The organism is Paenibacillus sp. Leaf72, from assembly GCF_001422685.1.
Classification (GTDB): domain Bacteria; phylum Bacillota; class Bacilli; order Paenibacillales; family Paenibacillaceae; genus Pristimantibacillus.
Genome location: NZ_LMLV01000032.1, coordinates 208,191 through 224,391 on the forward strand (window position 1 = coordinate 208,191; position 16,201 = coordinate 224,391).

Annotated in this window: 19 protein-coding genes and 1 pseudogene; 18 read left to right on the top strand and 2 right to left on the bottom strand. The window is 38.7% G+C overall.

Annotated elements, in window-relative coordinates:
* Nucleotides 1-17 precede the first annotated feature (17 nt).
* From ASF12_RS26360 to ASF12_RS26440, 17 genes are all read left to right on the top strand, one after another.
* Nucleotides 18-881, top strand: a complete 864-nt coding sequence (locus ASF12_RS26360; protein ID WP_063892660.1) for a GNAT family N-acetyltransferase — start codon at nucleotides 18-20, stop codon at nucleotides 879-881.
* Between the two features lie 349 nt (nucleotides 882-1,230).
* On the top strand, nucleotides 1,231-1,605 hold the full coding sequence (locus ASF12_RS26365) for a GntR family transcriptional regulator (RefSeq protein WP_056041156.1): 375 nt from the start codon (nucleotides 1,231-1,233) through the stop codon (nucleotides 1,603-1,605).
* A 3-nt stretch (nucleotides 1,606-1,608) separates the two neighbouring features.
* Nucleotides 1,609-2,472, top strand: a complete 864-nt coding sequence (locus tag ASF12_RS26370; protein ID WP_056041157.1) for an ABC transporter ATP-binding protein — start codon at nucleotides 1,609-1,611, stop codon at nucleotides 2,470-2,472.
* Nucleotides 2,473-3,114: an ABC-2 transporter permease gene (locus tag ASF12_RS26375; RefSeq protein WP_046232804.1), complete on the top strand. Its 642-nt coding sequence runs from the start codon at nucleotides 2,473-2,475 to the stop codon at nucleotides 3,112-3,114.
* Nucleotides 3,115-3,934: 820 nt separating this feature from the next.
* Nucleotides 3,935-4,429 carry an NUDIX domain-containing protein gene (locus ASF12_RS26380; protein WP_056041159.1) on the top strand — a complete coding sequence of 165 codons (495 nt, stop codon included), beginning with the start codon at nucleotides 3,935-3,937 and terminating at the stop codon, nucleotides 4,427-4,429.
* Between the two features lie 163 nt (nucleotides 4,430-4,592).
* Nucleotides 4,593-4,928, top strand: a complete 336-nt coding sequence (locus tag ASF12_RS26385; protein WP_056041162.1) for a hypothetical protein — start codon at nucleotides 4,593-4,595, stop codon at nucleotides 4,926-4,928.
* Nucleotides 4,925-5,200 (top strand): hypothetical protein, encoded by a 276-nt coding sequence (locus ASF12_RS26390; protein ID WP_056041164.1) that lies wholly within the window; start codon nucleotides 4,925-4,927, stop codon nucleotides 5,198-5,200. Before ASF12_RS26385 ends, ASF12_RS26390 begins: the two co-directional genes overlap by 4 nt.
* 30 nt (nucleotides 5,201-5,230) lie before the next feature.
* Entirely contained in the window at nucleotides 5,231-5,977 is a 747-nt protein-coding gene (locus ASF12_RS26395) for a sulfite exporter TauE/SafE family protein (RefSeq protein WP_056041166.1), read from the top strand.
* Between the two features lie 117 nt (nucleotides 5,978-6,094).
* Nucleotides 6,095-6,622 carry a DinB family protein gene (locus ASF12_RS26400; RefSeq protein WP_442952558.1) on the top strand — a complete coding sequence of 176 codons (528 nt, stop codon included), beginning with the start codon at nucleotides 6,095-6,097 and terminating at the stop codon, nucleotides 6,620-6,622.
* Nucleotides 6,623-6,707: 85 nt separating this feature from the next.
* The gene (locus ASF12_RS26405) at nucleotides 6,708-7,088 is read left to right on the top strand and encodes a VOC family protein (RefSeq protein WP_056041168.1); all 381 of its coding nucleotides are present in this window, start codon (nucleotides 6,708-6,710) and stop codon (nucleotides 7,086-7,088) included.
* 97 nt (nucleotides 7,089-7,185) lie between these two features.
* Nucleotides 7,186-7,710, top strand: a complete 525-nt coding sequence (locus ASF12_RS26410; protein ID WP_056041170.1) for a YfiT family bacillithiol transferase — start codon at nucleotides 7,186-7,188, stop codon at nucleotides 7,708-7,710.
* 85 nt (nucleotides 7,711-7,795) lie between these two features.
* Entirely contained in the window at nucleotides 7,796-8,251 is a 456-nt protein-coding gene (locus ASF12_RS26415; RefSeq protein WP_056041173.1) for an SRPBCC family protein, read from the top strand.
* Between the two features lie 31 nt (nucleotides 8,252-8,282).
* Nucleotides 8,283-8,729: a hypothetical protein gene (locus ASF12_RS26420; protein WP_056041176.1), complete on the top strand. Its 447-nt coding sequence runs from the start codon at nucleotides 8,283-8,285 to the stop codon at nucleotides 8,727-8,729.
* Between the two features lie 46 nt (nucleotides 8,730-8,775).
* A complete protein-coding gene (locus ASF12_RS26425) occupies nucleotides 8,776-9,105 on the top strand; it encodes a hypothetical protein (protein ID WP_056041177.1) in 330 nt (109 codons plus the stop codon).
* 46 nt (nucleotides 9,106-9,151) lie between these two features.
* Complete coding sequence (locus tag ASF12_RS26430) at nucleotides 9,152-9,889, top strand: DUF695 domain-containing protein (RefSeq protein ID WP_056041179.1); 738 nt, start codon at nucleotides 9,152-9,154, stop codon at nucleotides 9,887-9,889.
* A gap of 52 nt (nucleotides 9,890-9,941) precedes the next feature.
* Entirely contained in the window at nucleotides 9,942-10,331 is a 390-nt protein-coding gene (locus ASF12_RS26435) for a hypothetical protein (protein WP_056041181.1), read from the top strand.
* A 433-nt stretch (nucleotides 10,332-10,764) separates the two neighbouring features.
* On the top strand, nucleotides 10,765-11,982 hold the full coding sequence (locus ASF12_RS26440) for a glycoside hydrolase family 5 protein (RefSeq protein ID WP_081419063.1): 1,218 nt from the start codon (nucleotides 10,765-10,767) through the stop codon (nucleotides 11,980-11,982).
* A gap of 167 nt (nucleotides 11,983-12,149) precedes the next feature.
* Here ASF12_RS26440 and ASF12_RS26445 read toward each other — a convergent pair.
* Both ASF12_RS26445 and ASF12_RS26450 read right to left on the bottom strand, forming a co-directional pair.
* Nucleotides 12,150-12,371: pseudogene (locus ASF12_RS26445) on the bottom strand (transposase); the annotation flags it as partial.
* 91 nt (nucleotides 12,372-12,462) lie between these two features.
* A complete protein-coding gene (locus tag ASF12_RS26450; protein WP_056041185.1) occupies nucleotides 12,463-13,491 on the bottom strand; it encodes a DUF3829 domain-containing protein in 1,029 nt (342 codons plus the stop codon).
* Between the two features lie 237 nt (nucleotides 13,492-13,728).
* On the opposite strand from ASF12_RS26450, the gene ASF12_RS26455 reads away from it, so the two are divergent.
* Nucleotides 13,729-16,194, top strand: coding sequence for a hypothetical protein (locus ASF12_RS26455; RefSeq protein WP_056041187.1), 2,466 nt, complete (start codon nucleotides 13,729-13,731; stop codon nucleotides 16,192-16,194).
* The last annotated feature ends 7 nt before the right edge of the window (nucleotides 16,195-16,201 follow it).

The window sequence follows — 16,201 nt, forward strand, 5'->3', positions numbered from 1 at the left end:
TTTTCAGGGGGCAACATATGTTCAAATCAATCATAGATCAGGATTCCTACATTTCACTTTTAGAAAATAGACACGCGGAAGAATTATTTGAGTTAATTGATAATAGTCGAGACAGCATTGGAGAATGGCTTGATTTTCCCAATCATACACACGAAATAAATGATACAAGGAAATTTATCGAACGAACATTAAATTCATTTGCAGCTAATAACGGCTACTGGGTTGGGATTTGGCATAAAGGAAAACTAGCAGGATCAATTGGCTATTTATATTTTGATTGGCAAAGCAAGAAGACGGAAATCGGATATTGGTTATCTAAAGATTTTGGAGGATTAGGTTTAGTTACTAAGGCGTGTTCGTTATTTATGAAATATGCTTTTGAAGAACTTAAATTAAACAAAGTTGAAATATGCATGGCTACCAGCAATATTAGAAGTAGAGCTGTTCCAGAACGCCTAGGGTTTAAGGAAGAGGGAACCGTTCGCTGCTTCGAATTTCTAAACGGCAAATATTTAGATCGAGTAACTTACGGGATGATTGGTGAAGAGTGGAGTGGAAATTTCAAAGACCAAAAAATTAAAGGAGAATTATATGGCATTTATTTTGAAAATGAACTGACAGGAATTATCGGTTTGATCCATCATGCATTGGAAACAGAGCTAAAACATATAGCCGTACATCCAAATCATAGAAACAAAGGGCTTGGCAGCAAATTGATAGAAGAAATACAGAAACTCACGACACCAGCACATATCATTGCTGAAACCGATAGAGAGGCAGTAAACTTTTATAAGAAGAATGGGTTTATTATTACGAGTTTAGGTGAGAAGTACCCTGGGGTAGAACGATTTAAATGTATATATAATTTTATGAAAGCATAACATCCACAGCATAATTTGGGAGGATCACTTGACTTCTTGCGAATTCTTCCCACTTCTCCTGCCATTGTTTAGCATCCCCTCAATAACATGAAAGAACAATACTTATTCCAGCCTTCTCCATAATCAATTGTTTTGTCTCTCCGCTATGAACGCATTTTGTTCATCTTACCCTCCTCAAAATCCGACCGGTCGGTCGTCCAATTACGCCATGATTTCACTTAAATTTCAATGTAATAAAAATGAGGGATATGGTGCACAGGAAGTTCACTAGGATGTTCTATTGAAAACTGTGCTTTAGTGATATATAATGTACTGCAACGATAAGTACATTGTTGGGAAGTGAGCTTGATTGGAAATTATTATCAGCAGCAACTCGAGTAAGCCTATCTATGAACAAATCACAACACAAATCAAAGCGATGGTGATGCAAGGAGAATTAAAAACAGGCGATCCGATTCCGTCTATGCGCTCGCTCGCCAAGACGATTCATGTAAGTGTAATTACAGTGCAAAAGGCATATGAAGATTTGCAACGAGATGGGTTTATTGAAACGACAGTTGGACGAGGCAGTTTTATATCTGCACAGAACAGGGATTTTATACAAGAAGAACAGCAGAAAAAAATAGAAGAGTATTTAATGCTGGCTGCGGAAACCGCACGAACAAGCGGGATAAAATTAGAAAAGCTTACGGAGCTTTTAAGCATGTTCTACAAGGGGGACTAGTCGATGAATTATTGTTTGGAAGTTAAAAATCTATCGACGGCCTATGCCGGATCTCATTTTCATTTGGATAATGTTTCTTTTTCTGTTCCTCAAGGAAGTATCATGGGGTTTGTGGGTGAGAATGGAGCAGGTAAGACAACGACGTTTAGTTCAATTCTGAATACAATCAGGAGAGACAGCGGGAAGATCGAAATTTTTGGGGAGGAGATGACAGATGAACAACCGGACATCCGCAATCATATCGGGGTTGTTTTTGATGCCATTAATTTCCCGGGGGATCTCACTGCCGATAAATTAGCTGCAGTATTCAAAGATATTTATCAAAAATGGGACGATGATCTCTTTCAGAATCTAATTCGCAGACTTCAGGTGCCTGCTCACATCAAAGTAAAAGACTTGTCACGTGGCATGACGATGAAGTTGGCCACGGCAGTGGCTATGTCGCATGGAGCAAAACTGTTGCTGTTGGACGAGGCGACTTCCGGACTTGACCCTGTTGTCAGAGAAGAGATGCTGGATTTATTTTTAGAGTTTGTGGAAGATGAAGAACATTCTATTCTCATGTCTTCCCACATCACCAGCGACTTGGAAAAAATTGCAGATTATATCACATTTATTCACAATGGAAGAATCATTTTAACAGAGAAAAAAGATACGCTTTTATACAATTACGGGATTGCTCGTTGCAAATCGGAGCAGTTTCAGATTGTTGACCAGTTGGAGTATCTCGCATACAGGAAAAGAGGACTGCAGATCGAAATGTTGATCTCTGACAAAGCTAAGTTTGCCAAAAAGCATCGTGAAATCATCATTGATGATATAACCATTGATGAAATTATGTTGTTATTAGTTAAGGGGGATCAATAAATGAGGGGACTACTCCGCAACAATTTTTATTCCATGGCAAGCAATATCCGACTTTCCTTAATAATGGCTGGATTTTTATCATTGGTTCCTTTGGTTCTTAAGGAGTCGGCTGCGATTCCCATGATTTTGTCCATACAAATATTCCTGTTTGTTGTCAATACCGGTGCCTCGCTGCGAGTGGATGAAACTTCTAAATGGAACAAGTTTGAACTGACGCTGCCAATCAGGCGTCGTACGATTATTGGGGCGAAGTATGTGTCATTTACCTTACTAATCCTCCTTGGTGTGATGATGAGCTTGCTCACGCTTGGTTTTGTGTATGTTGCAGGTTTTGAACTCGATCCGAAGATTGTGATTTATAGTTATGGATTCGGGTTGACGTTGTCGATCACATTAGTGTCTTTGATGTATCCGATCATGTTGAAGATTGGCACGGAAAAAAATGAACTTGTCGTATTTTTCTCGGGCTTTGCTGCGATAGGGATGATGCTGGTACTTGCCGCGTTACTGGCCCCTGTTACAGGAGGCATGCAGCTTCGTCACCCGCTGGTTGGTATGATCTCTTCGTGTATGGCAACAATCCTGTTTGTCATATCCTACTTTGTGTCAGTCCACATTCATCGGAAGAAAGAGTTTAAGTAATGTAAGAGTAGCGCTGCCACTACTTCACGCGGAATCGTAGCTATAAGCAGGCACTCTTATTGAATGCAACCTACATCGGATGTTGGTAATTAGGGAGGGGAAATAATGAAGCCAATATCTATTATCGTAATTATTTTAACGGTAGGAGTATTCATTTTTTTAAAGACTTTTCAAGATTCAATTCCTAAAATTAATGAGCCAATAACTAATCTATTCGTATTTGTAGGCTTCGTAATTTTTGCTGTTATATATGGCATTTCACGAATTAGAAAAAAATAGGCTCTTCACCTTTAGCAATGCAACGAGCAGGATAGCATCTTATGCAAGTCAGGTTTAGATGTTAGACGCTAACTTAAAGATGGCTGCAACTATATATTAACTCTAAGGAAGTTGATTCAATTCATAACTATCCGTCATTCATCCTTGGAGAGTACTATTGTAAATCTATTGATTTTTGGAATGAGCATATTGATTTCTATAATAGGACTTTTGAAAGTGATTTCATGATTGAGTGGAAGCATTTATTTATTGAAATTTATCCGAAAACAGGTAATGAAATTAAAGGAGGATACTTTTAAAGACTCTAGAACTCGTTTCATTAAAAAATCCCGGTGATTGGCATGTATATTGGAATCATTTTTATGTGAAGATCTTAGGCATAGCCTATAATGTAACTCCGGTTGCGGACAGGCTTGACCGCCGACGTGTGACCGAGCACCACGTGCCGGGATGGCTTTGATGTGTGGGAGAATCATGATTGCGAGCTGGTATTCTGACAGGCGTGAAAATATATATAAACTTAATAGGAGGTGACACTCATATGTTCTATGTAAATACGAGAGCATTTATTGAGAGGAATCGAAATAAGGGTACAGAAATTATTGTCCAGGTTCGCAATAAGAAAAATGAAGAAGCCATAGAGCTGCCTGGTGGAAGATTGGAACCCTATGAATCTATATTAACTGGATTAAAACGAGAGGTGCTGGAAGAAACAGGTTTGACTGTTACAGAAGTAGAAGGCAGTGAAAAGCGTATTGACACGGTTGGCATTAATTCTGATTTTGAAGTGGAATGCTTAGAGCCTTATTGTGTGTATCAGACCATTAAGGGACCCGTGGATTCAATAGGAATGTACTTTATTTGTAGAGCGGAGGGTCAATTATTATCTGTTGGAGATGAAACCTTACATATTCGATGGGAAGCTATTGAAGATATTTATTTATTAATGAAAAATGACCCGCGCAAATTTTCAGATGTCGATCGAGCAGGACTGAAATACTATTTGAAACATAAGTTTGGAAAGCAATTTGAATAAGCGAGTATTCTCTTATAACCATATATTCGTACTTCGGCCGCGTACCGTTCAGAAAACGTATAGGGAGGAGATATAGAATGGATATCATCTTATGCAAGTCAGGTTTAGACGATTGGAAGATTATTCATGCACAAATTTGATAAAACGATAATAGGGTGATTATATGTATGACTATGTAAGTGTATATTCGGATCAGCATTATAGCAAAAAGATTAGAACAGAAGTTATTGAAGCTTTTTTTGTTGAGACATTACATTTTGAACGAACCAGTCGATTAAAATTTTCTAAAATGATTTGCGGTGAGCTAGTTACTGCAAAAGGTATTTCTGCCAATCAGAATGGAAACTATGCTTTTGATACTTTAGATGATGTTAAGGAAATAAATTTAATTGAGATAGATATCCCCCAAGCCAGTACCGGGCAAATGGAAGACGAAATTGAAGAAATCGTATATGCGATAGCCAAAGAATTTTCATGGATCGTGGATTTACGAGAATGATTATGAAATGGAAGGGAGCTGGCCCTATGCTTGTCGTTCACTGGTCGCCAGTTAACAACACAAAAAATATTTTAAAAAATGGCATTACAAAAAGTCAAAACGGGGTGTACTGTTTTCCGGTAGACTATCAAATTGTATTAACGAAATCAATCGAGGCGAACCGAATCATTCGGGTTATACCGCCAACAGAGCAGTTCGGTACAATATTATATAAAAACAAGAAACATAAATATGATAAGGGGCATTTGAAGGAAGCCCAGCGCTTCGACTAATGGCCCATATTTGGAGCATAAGGAGCTTTTATGGTCATTGAAATCAATGTTTTTCTCATCATAGGCATATTTATTGTGCTGATAGCGGGGTTTGTTCAAGGGTTAACCAGCTTCGGTTTCGCGTTAGTGACTATGCCTTTTTTGGTGAAAATGATTCCGCTGCAAGAGGTCGTTCCGATCGTTGTCATCCTCAGTCTATGCACGAATATTATCGTACTCCTAAATAGTTGGCGGCATATCGCTATTCGAAAAATATGGATCTTAATCCTATCAAGCCTATTGGCTGCGCCGCTAGGAACCTTGTTGCTCGTCTATCTCAGTGCAGACCTTCTAAAAGGATTTACAGGAATATTAATTATTGCTTTTGCCGGCATACTGTTATCAGGGAAATCCTTCCCCGTCCGTAATGATAAAATCGCTTTTATACCGATCGGCATGACAAGTGGCTTATTAAATGGAAGCATCTCGCTCAGCGGGCCTCCGGTAGCGCTGTTTTTGTCCAATCAGGGATACAGCAAAAATGAATTTAGAGCCAACATAACCGTTTACGGCGTTATTTTAAACATGATCACAATAGGTACATTTTTTTATAGCGGCCTGCTGACTCCAAAAGTGATGATGTACACCTCGCTATTTGTTCCAAGCGTGTTAATCGGTGTTTTCATTGGCATTATAGCGATCAAAAAGTTAGATGACCAGCTGTTTAAAAAGCTGACCTTGTGGCTCATCATCCTCTCGGGGGTGTGGACGATTCTGGGTTCGCTGAAGCTCGTGTAGGGCCTAAGAAATCATCAGAATGTAAAGTGATATTATAGCGGAAATTATTAGAGGATTGATTGGGAAGCAGCCGTAAGGCTTTATTTTCACTTAGTATAAAATACGGAGGAGCACTCAATGATGAACATGGACAATATATACTTAATAACCGATATTCCTGGATATTCTCCTCAGATCAGTCGACTGATTTCCATGATGAATTATGCAAGATTTACTACACTAGAGGCAGTGAAAGATTTGTCGAAGGATCAGCTTGATTTTTTACTGGATTCTGAAAGCAATTCAATTGGTGCTTTATTATTACACTTTGCCGCTGTTGAATATGCCTATCAGGTAGAAACGTTTGAAAATAGAGAGTTAAATGAAGAAGAAATTAGAGTTTGGGGCCCTGCACTTGATTTAGGTAAAGAAGGACAAGAAAAGATAAAAGGGAATGACTTACTATTTTATCTTACTAAAATGGAGCAAGTAAGAAATAGAACATTGGACTTTTTGAAATCAGTTAATGATGACTGGCTATATATGGAGGAGCAATTTTGGTACAACAAACAAGCTAACCATTATTTTATGTGGTTTCATGTATTTGAAGATGAAATCAATCATAGGGGCCAAATCAGAATGATTAGAAAAAGATTGAATGTATAGCGAAGAAGATTTGGTCAGCATCAACAGAAGTCTAATATTAAGTTACTGATTGAACCGTAAAGGTTTCAGGAGAGGATGAAAATATATGTCGACTAAAAGCTTTACGCACTGTCTTCAAATTTTTCCAAGCTCTGATATAAACAAAACAACAGCCTTTTATGAATTGATTGGATTTAGAGCCGTTCGTTATCTTGATTCAGAGGAACCGCATATTTGTTTATATAGGGATCAAATAGAGATCGTTTTAACTAAATCGACTAAAGAAGTTATCGCACCTAATCGAGAAATTCATGGTTATGGATATGATGCTTATTTTATAACAAATAACCAAGAGGAAATGGAGAATGAGTTTAGAACATTAGGAGTTAAGATCGTTCGACCTTTGTCAACGACGGATTATAACAATAAGGAATTTGTATTTGAGGATATAGATAGAAGATGGATTGCTGTTGGGAACAAACAGTAGAGAAGAGGGTTATAAAAATATATGAATAGAGTTTTCGAAGAGTGCTTGAGCATTATGCATAATTAATGCAAATCTTGATGGGAGAGTCGATGGAGAAATGGATCATATTCGGTTTCCTATAGGTCAGTTTAAACCAGTAATTAATCGAACAGATGAAGAACGGGTTTTCCTCATCACTCGAATACCAGAAATCATAAAGACGTTAAGAATGATTTTGAGTGATTTGGAGCCTGCTCAAATTAACATTCCATACCGCCAAGATGGCTGGACAGTGAAGCAAATCGTTCATCATCTTGCTGATAATGATATGAATGCTTACTTAAGATTTAAGAGGGCGCTAACTGAAGAGGGACCGATGGCGAACTCTTATCGGGAAGATTTATGGGCAGAATTAAGCGACTATAAAAATATACCTATTGAAGACTCTTTATTACTAATTGAAATCCTTCATAGACGATTTCTGATCTTACTTAACCATTCAAGAACTGAAGATTTCAGGCGAACTTTGAAAACTCAAGCGCTAGGCGAAGTAACATTAGATATAGCCCTTCAAAGATTTATATGGCATAACGAACATCACATAGCTCAAATCCAATCTTCTTTTAAAACGAATGAATATTAAGCTAAATGAGATTTTGTAAGTACATGGAAAAGAATATTCGAGCTAGTCATTCGAAAAAGCAAAGAACAGAAAGGGCGGAAATCATTTGATTACAGTTAAGACTCAGATTGAGATTTCTGCTCCTATTCAGGTTTGTTTTGACTTAGCAAGAGATATAGACGTACACACAAAAACAGTCTGGAAACACACAAAAGAAAAAGCCATTATGGAAGCTGCCTCAGAGACGATCGGATTAGGCCAAACCGTAACTTTTGAAGCTACTCATTTCTTAGTAAGGCAAAGGCTGACCTCGAAAATGACCGAATATCAAGAACCTGTTTTATTTGTCGATGACATGCAAAAGGGAGCGTTTAAAAGCTTAAGGCATGTACACGAGTTCAAACAACTAGGTGATAAGACTATAATGACGGATACGCTGTATTTTGAAGCCCCATTTGGGATGCTTGGAAAAGCAGTTGAAAGACTGATACTTAAGAAGTATATGCAAAAGTTTTTGGAGCATCGGAATCAACAATTAAAGATATGGATCGAACAACGTTAGGTGAAATCTGTGCAAGTAGCAAGGAGAAAAAATGAAAACAATTAATGACCTACAAACGAAACTATCAAGTCGCTTTGATGAATATGATCCTGATCAGGATGGAAATAAAAACACCAAATTTGCTGATATCATTATTGATGGCAGATCGCTATACCAGATGCTCAAAAAGAATGATATGGTTCCATCTCTAGGTTGGGGAAGCGAAGAGAATCAAAGGCAAATGATTGATTATTTTCTACTGAAAAAACAACACGAATATATGTATTCTAGATACCCAATACTAGTCTGCCCTTGGTGCGGGGATGAAGAATGTGGTTTTATCTCCGTTAGAATCGAAAGGGAAGATGATATTGTTGTATGGAAAGATTTCAGAAAAGAGCCGGACAATCAACGTATTCAACTAGGGCCTTATTATTTCAAGTGGGATAATTATGAGAAAGCCATTAATGATACTTTTGGGACTGCAGGAATTCAATGATATTTAGGTTAGTGATACGTTTTATGACAGAACCAAAAGGAGAAATATGAAATATAAAATCTATAAAGAAGTTTTAAAAAATAAAATAAAGAGTTACATCCCGCCAAGATATTTTTGTAAACTACCTGTATCATGGCCTGAAAAAATTACAATCATTGTTTTCAAAACAGATAGAAATAATGTTGTTTTATCAAATACTGTAGAAGCTGCTTTATCAAATGAAGACTTAAATAACCAAATAAATATTGTTGTTTTTGGAGGTTGCTTTACAATTGAATCAATTCAACTATTAAGGGATAGAGATATTAGCTATATATCTATAAGTGATTTTCTATGGACAGATGAAAGCTATAAACAAATATTAATGAATAGTTAGGCAGATACAAATGACTGTAACTACTAAAAGTTAAGGAAGTGTTTTAGTGTCAGACCAATGGGATGTATATCTAACTCAAGTGAACAACAATCGTATTTTTGTAAGATTAGATATGGGGATAAGGAATGAGGTTCCCGTCAATGATGCGAACAAACTTGTAATAGTAAAAATTCAAACTAAAAGCTTATTTTCAAAGAAGTTGGACTTTAAGCTTCTCAGTGATATTGAAGATGAATTCAATATACAATTAACGGAGATGGATTTCTTTATTGGAGCAGTAACAGGCGCGGATTTCAGGACATTTTACATATATACAAAGCAAGAACAAGTATTAAATAAAATGCTTGAAAGAACACTATCAAAAAATAAAAAACTTAAATTTGAAATTTCAATTGAAGACGATCCTAATTGGAAATTCTATTTAGAAACTCTCTATCCTAATATTTTTGAAAATCAATGGATACAAGATAGGAATGTTGTTGAACAATTGAAAGCAAATAACGATAATCTTCAAATTCCTCGTGAAATATGTCACTGGCTTAATTTTAAGGATTTTGAAAGTAGAGAAACCTTCAAAAGAAATTTGAATACGAATGTATATAAATGTGTTAAAGAAGAAGCTCATGACGAAGAATCAGAATTCCAATTTCAACTTTTAATATCCCATACAAGTACTGTCGAACTTGAAGCCATTTATCAATACACAACGGATTTGCTTAACAAAGTAATAGAAGTCGGCGGAGATTATGAGGGATGGGAAACCCCTGTAATGAACAATAAGTAAATCAAGAAGCCGTCTTCGCCAGACGTCGTGAATTAGGAGGAGGGTGACTGTTATGTGCAGATACGCCATGTATGGACCCTATAAAGATATCTATGCTTGTTTTAGCTGTAGAAAAGTATTCAAGCAAACATCCGATCAAGAACTTAGCAAAGCCGAAATAGGGAATAGAGAATATAAATGTCCGCAATGCAGCGAAATCATGAAGGATATGGGGCATGATTTCCAAGCTCCTAAAAAAGATGATATTAAACAATGGATGAAAGTAGAGATTTTATATCGTAATGGATTTACTTATCACTCTTGCGGTTGTAGCGTAGGATATAGACCCGCAAAGTTATCCGAAGTGGAACAATTTTTGGAGAAAAATAGAGTGTTTAAGTCCGCTGGAGAAGCGTTATTAAACCGTCTAACGATGAAGCAATCTTATATAGAGGCGAGGTAAGCATACGATTGATAAACGAATTAAAACAAGCCTTGCTAACTTTTGGCCGTGCCCAAGTCAGAGAACGTATATTTAGATATAATCAAAATAATAAATCCAAAAAAGCAGGAAGCCTTGTCACACAGGGGTTTTCTGCTTTTTTTGGTTTATATGAGGACTTTGCTTGAAGACTCATTTTCGGATCAACGTACTTGTAACCATATAGATAAAAACAGGAATAAACATCCTTATTATCCAATAATATGTTACGTAATGAGGAGGGAGACAGTTGTTTCCTTTGGTTGGTCATGCCTGTAAGAGCCGATCCTTGCTTACAACGCAAGCTGGACTGATGAAGAAGGGAGGGCGGGGATTTTTATATCGTTGACTATGAGTAATTATGGTATCTGTTCTACTTGTTGCGCAACCAAATAACATTACCGGAGGTTTAGACATGCTCGCAAAAATGAAGAAATACGGCATTTGCAGTTTAGCTTTTGTCTTGCTGACTACAATGGTTTTTACGGGATGGAGTGCTCGGGCATCGGCAGCAACACCCATTACATCTGATTTCAGGTCATTGCAGGCTTCGCAAATCGTTTCCGAAATGGGCGCAGGATGGAACTTGGGCAATCAGCTTGAGGCGACGGTGAACGGTACACCAAGCGAGACAGCTTGGGGCAATCCTATTATTACATCGGAGCTGATAAAAAAGGTGAAGGCAGCAGGCTTCAAGACGATTCGCATCCCCGTCTCCTACTTGAGTCATATTGGAAGCGCTCCCAACTATACGATTAATACCGCATGGCTGGATCGGGTGAAAACGGTCGTTGACTATGCCTACAATGAAGGTCTATATGTTGTTATTAATATTCATGGCGATGGCTTTAATTCTATCCAGGGTGGATGGTTACTGGTAAATAGCGGAAACCAGGCTGCCATCAAGGAGAAATACGAACGTGTTTGGCAGCAAATTGCCAACAAGTTTATCAACTATGACGAGCGGCTTATTTTCGAATCGATGAATGAAGTGTTTGACGGTACTTACGGGAATCCGAATTCTGCATACTACGCTAATCTTAATGCATACAATCAAATTTTCGTAGATACAGTCCGAAAGACCGGGGGCAATAACAGTGCCAGATGGTTGCTGATTCCAGGCTGGAATACGAATATTGACTATACGGTTGGCAATTATGGCTTTGTCCTCCCAACGGACACGTACAGATCCTCCACAATCCCTATCTCGGAGAAAAGGATCATGATTTCGGTGCACTATTATTCCCCGTGGGATTTTGCAGGCGAGGAAAACGGCAATATCACCCAATGGGGAGCCACTGCGACGAATCCTTCCAAAAAGTCTACTTGGGGACAGGAGGATTACCTGAACGCACAGTTCAATTCCGTGTATAATAAGTTTGTGACTCAAGGCTACCCTGCTGTAATTGGCGAATTTGGCGCGATTGACAAAACCGCATATGATTCCACAAACAATGCGTACCGCGCAGCATTCGCCAAAGCCGTTACGTCAACCGCCAAGACATACAAAATGGTTCCTGTATACTGGGATAACGGCTACAATGGCCAGCACGGATTTGCATTGTTCAATCGTTCCAACAACACCGTAACACAGCAAGGCATTATTAATGCAATTATGCAAGGCATCCAATAATTGCTCAATGAACTTCATCGGTGAAATCGGCGTGTTCCTTGGAAAAGGAGCGCGCCGTTTTTTTTAAAACAAACAACCACAGCCGATATAATCAAGACAACGAAAAAGGTCGAACAGCTCTCTAAAGTAGCCTTTCCATTTAGTTTAATTATATATTTTTGTAGGCGTTAATGTTCGGCCTTTACAAGTAGCTTCGTCAGCCAGCGCGTGAGTTGTAGCAAGCTGTGTTTCACCTTCGTTTCCAGCTTCACCAGCACGAGCAAACAGAAGGCGATGAGTGTGATCCAAATCTGGTTGGTAACGGCGTGCTCACTCGTCCCATAAAAATGCTTGATCTGTAAGTGCTGCTTCATCCACTTGAAAAAGGTTTCAATGGCCCAACGGCTGCGGCGTAGGCTATAGACCCACAAACAGGCAGAGCTCGGCTAATTACGCCGTGCTCTGCCTGTTTCTATCTGCAGCTAATTATCTAAGCTCTATTTAATTGTATACCTGCAAGCTTATACTTGTATTATAGCCGCTAACGAGAAATGAAACCTTATTGCTATAGGTTGCAAAAATATCATTTTTTCCAGTTCCGGCCATGACAGAGCCTTTCGTAAAAGTATTTATTGTCGTGTCACCTGTCTTGAGTGTCTCCAATATATCCGCAGATGCTGTCTGTACATCTTTAATCGAACTAGTGAAACCCCCTGCCGAGGCCCACCCTTCCTTCTTGCGACGCTCATCATCCTTAAGATACTCATTAAATTGAAGAATATCCTCATTCAGCAGGCGATGCAATTCCTCATATTCCTTCACATCAAACTCCAAAATGTTATCTTCCCCAATATTTTTCTCATAGAAGGCGGTTTGAATATTTTGGGCACGCATTAATAAGCTCATTGCGTAGTAACGAATCATGTAGTCTGAAGCTTTCAATGCTTCCATTTCCTCCAGTTTTGACTGCTCTGTTAATTTCTCTAAATCTTGGAAATATATCTCCGACAATGTTTCGTATTGCCCATACAGCTCGAATAGCTTAGCGTGAAGTGCCTTCCCTTGCTTCCAATCGTCTTGCTTATAGGTTCCCTCCTGATAATACTCTAAAGCCTCATCTAGCGTTTTCATAATGTCCGTCATATATGGAATCAGCTGTTTTATAGAATCGTCAACCGCACCGAAGGCAGGTTCACTTGAAGCCAATTTCATTGTTTCATTCATTGTGTCAACCGCATCCAGCCCAAACGGACTGCTGTTAAACTCAGTGAAGCCTTTTGGGATAACCATTTCTTGCTCCAATCCGAACTTGCGTACATAAACAGTCAGCAGTTTTTCAAACAATCCATCATTCATCTTATTTGCCAAATCGATATAGGCATTGTATTTCTTCGTTTCGAGATCTTGCTCCGCTGAAGCATTCACAGCAGACCCGCTTGTACCTTCTGTTCCTATTGCTTCAGAAAGCGGGCTGCAGGCTGTCATCGTCATAATTGCTATAACCAAACCAATAACCATGAATCTACTCATTCTTTATTTCTCCCTTTATGTGTATTTACTTGTTGTTTATCGGCGATCAACTCATATTTTTTAATACATTGATAATAAAAATAGTGAATTTATTTATGGGGTTATTTATATTTGAATAAAATTGAATACTGATCTTCAATGGTAAACTATTATAGTGAAAAAATCCCACGTTAAAGCCGATTATATTAAAGTATGGTCCATATGGTTGCAAACCTATTTCGTGAAAGGAAGGTATAAGTGAAGCATTTAAAGGAAATCGTCACTCAGGCTGCTGCTTATAATGAAGATGGCAGATACGAGGACGCAATAAGCTTGCTCGACCCTTCTTCTGAGTTCAGCAGAGCTTTTTTAAGTCCGAAGGAAGAATGGTATTTGAATTTTCGTAAAATGTACATATACATAGAAGCGCTATTGTACACCGGGGAGGTGGCTGAGGCGAAGCAAGTCACGTCTTTGCTGCGGCAGCATGCAGTGAACGGACAGGAACGTTTTGGCCTGAATAAAGAGACGGATCAGTTGCTGCAGTTTATACAGGGGATTATACCGGCGTTTGATGCTGATCAGAATCAGTATGAGATTGTTCGTTCGTTGGGTTGGTTGATCTATGAAAATTCTCTGCCTGCAGATTTGAAAGGGCAGGCGCTGTATTATTTGGCACAGTCACATTATCGCGAAAATAATGTTGTAGATGCTCTTAATAGGCTGAAGGAGCTTCCGGAAACTGCACCTTCATCTTTTACAAGAAAGGTAGATGAACTACGTAAACAAATAGAGCAGCGAATGCTGCTTCATGCCAAAGAGCCTCGCAAAGAGCATCAAGTCTTTATAGAAATCGGCGAGAAGGAAAATGTCTGGATTATAGAGCTCCAACATAATTCACAAGGCACGATGCTTGCTGTTATGTACAGAGATGGTATTCTCAAGCTTCTGAATGCTGAAGATGGAGCAGAGATTGTCTCGTTTGAGGATAATGTGCCACTTTACCGTGAGGAGAAGGCGGAAGAGGTTTGCCTTGCTTTTAGCCCGGACTCTCGTTATCTTGCGGTTGGGCTGGGTGTCGGTATTGTGAAGCTGGAATGTATTTATTATGATTATCGTGATGGCGGTGACTTCATAGGTAAGGATGGCAAGCTATATCGTTATATTCAGGGTACCTATTCCATTTTAGCAGACAGCGTTCAGGAGTTTTTGGAGAGTGAGGCTGTTAAATATGGGTTATTGCAAAAGCAAAAGCAATGGCTTGTAAAAACAGTATACGATTCTGATATTTCAAGATGGCTCTTAGATAATGAATTAGGACTTACTGAAATAAAAGAAGCGAGTGGAGCATATATCAAGTGGTGGAAAAGCAGCGATGGCAACATTTTTATTCATGAATATGATAAAGAAAGGCTCGGGAATGCCAACGCATATGTGGCGAATACAGTGGATTTACAAAGATTGTACAATAATAGTTGTCTGTCCATTCAAGGTTTTCCGTTCCATTGCTATTATAACATCGAAGCGAAAAGTGCCGAAATTGATAATGTAAGAGAGCGGTATTATTTTAATCATCAGCTGTACAACACCTGTGATTACTCCCGAATCCAAATTAAACAGGTGGAGGGGCCGGAAGATATATATTTGAGCTATTTAGGTGAAAAAGAGTTCATGCTAAGACAGCCGGTGTCAGATTTTCTGAAAAAACTTCCTGTGCTGTCTCTCCCCCTTACCGATTATGATTCAGACTTGGTGGATTTCGCCATTAAACAGGGCGATGAAAGTATATTAAAGCTCATATCCTATCTCACGAGATTAGAGGATGCAGAGGATACAGGAAGACGAACGGTAGCGGAAAGCGATGTAGATATGCTGTATGTCAGTGAATATTTCCGCCGTTTGGTTCAGTTTAGTGAAAAGATGGGAATTAAAACGCATCCCCTTTTCTTTCATCCTTACGAAGCGGCAGGAATTAGCTATGAGCTTACGGCTGAGGATTGGTATCCTCAATTGAAGGAAATAAAACTTACCCATGCTCAAAGGGCTTGCAAGTACACATTACTGTACATGAAGCTAGCGCAAGAGGGCAATGAAGTTGCGGCAAAGGTGTATCCTATATATGAGCCTCTGCTTATGTTCTATATTTTAGGGGGATGTTTCAGAAAAGGGCATGGTTTTATTGATGTTGGCACCTATTCGTTTCATCAATCCGGGTGGCAGTCCATGGCGGCAATACAGCCGATAGATGTTTACAGCAATACGATTGGCACCTACAAAAAAAGGTATTTAGGACATGCCGTAAGGAAAATCGGCGAAATCAATTGGGTTGAGAAAAAAGGGGAGCTCTCTCATTTTAACGGGAATTCGTTGAGTTGGTGGATTGAAAATGTAGGAGCAGCACCTGCTTTTTTGTTTAAGGCAAAGGAGCTTAATATAGATTACTCGCCAAATGTATTTTCTTTGTGTCCGGATATGATACGGGTGGAGGGCACTCTGGTACAATGGATTTGTGAAAGCTACTTACAGTGGGCGTCTTTAGTAGACAATCGAAACCCTGAAGCTATGAAAAATCCATGTCTGTATGATCCGTTTATTGAATTGTTTAGGAATGAGAATGAATTAGCCGTTATGGAGAAAAAGATCATTGATTTAATCCATCTGATGGAGAAAGAACCGATGATCAGTTATGTAGAAGCATTGAAACGGGAGAAATTTTCTTTGTAATAATAAC

Excerpts from the sequence above, each read along its gene's own strand:
- ASF12_RS26360 (WP_063892660.1), top strand. The coding sequence starts at position 18 with ATGTTCAAATCAATCATAGATCAGGATTCCTACATTTCACTTTTAGAA.
- ASF12_RS26370 (WP_056041157.1), top strand. The coding sequence starts at position 1,609 with ATGAATTATTGTTTGGAAGTTAAAAATCTATCGACGGCCTATGCCGGA.
- ASF12_RS26375 (WP_046232804.1), top strand. The coding sequence starts at position 2,473 with ATGAGGGGACTACTCCGCAACAATTTTTATTCCATGGCAAGCAATATC.
- ASF12_RS26380 (WP_056041159.1), top strand. The coding sequence starts at position 3,935 with ATGTTCTATGTAAATACGAGAGCATTTATTGAGAGGAATCGAAATAAG.
- ASF12_RS26385 (WP_056041162.1), top strand. The coding sequence starts at position 4,593 with ATGTATGACTATGTAAGTGTATATTCGGATCAGCATTATAGCAAAAAG.
- ASF12_RS26390 (WP_056041164.1), top strand. The coding sequence starts at position 4,925 with ATGATTATGAAATGGAAGGGAGCTGGCCCTATGCTTGTCGTTCACTGG.
- ASF12_RS26395 (WP_056041166.1), top strand. The coding sequence starts at position 5,231 with ATGGTCATTGAAATCAATGTTTTTCTCATCATAGGCATATTTATTGTG.
- ASF12_RS26400 (WP_442952558.1), top strand. The coding sequence starts at position 6,095 with ATGATGAACATGGACAATATATACTTAATAACCGATATTCCTGGATAT.
- ASF12_RS26405 (WP_056041168.1), top strand. The coding sequence starts at position 6,708 with ATGTCGACTAAAAGCTTTACGCACTGTCTTCAAATTTTTCCAAGCTCT.
- ASF12_RS26410 (WP_056041170.1), top strand. The coding sequence starts at position 7,186 with ATGGATCATATTCGGTTTCCTATAGGTCAGTTTAAACCAGTAATTAAT.
- ASF12_RS26420 (WP_056041176.1), top strand. The coding sequence starts at position 8,283 with ATGAAAACAATTAATGACCTACAAACGAAACTATCAAGTCGCTTTGAT.
- ASF12_RS26425 (WP_056041177.1), top strand. The coding sequence starts at position 8,776 with ATGAAATATAAAATCTATAAAGAAGTTTTAAAAAATAAAATAAAGAGT.
- ASF12_RS26435 (WP_056041181.1), top strand. The coding sequence starts at position 9,942 with ATGTGCAGATACGCCATGTATGGACCCTATAAAGATATCTATGCTTGT.
- ASF12_RS26440 (WP_081419063.1), top strand. The coding sequence starts at position 10,765 with ATGCTCGCAAAAATGAAGAAATACGGCATTTGCAGTTTAGCTTTTGTC.
- ASF12_RS26450 (WP_056041185.1), bottom strand. The coding sequence starts at position 13,491 with ATGAGTAGATTCATGGTTATTGGTTTGGTTATAGCAATTATGACGATG.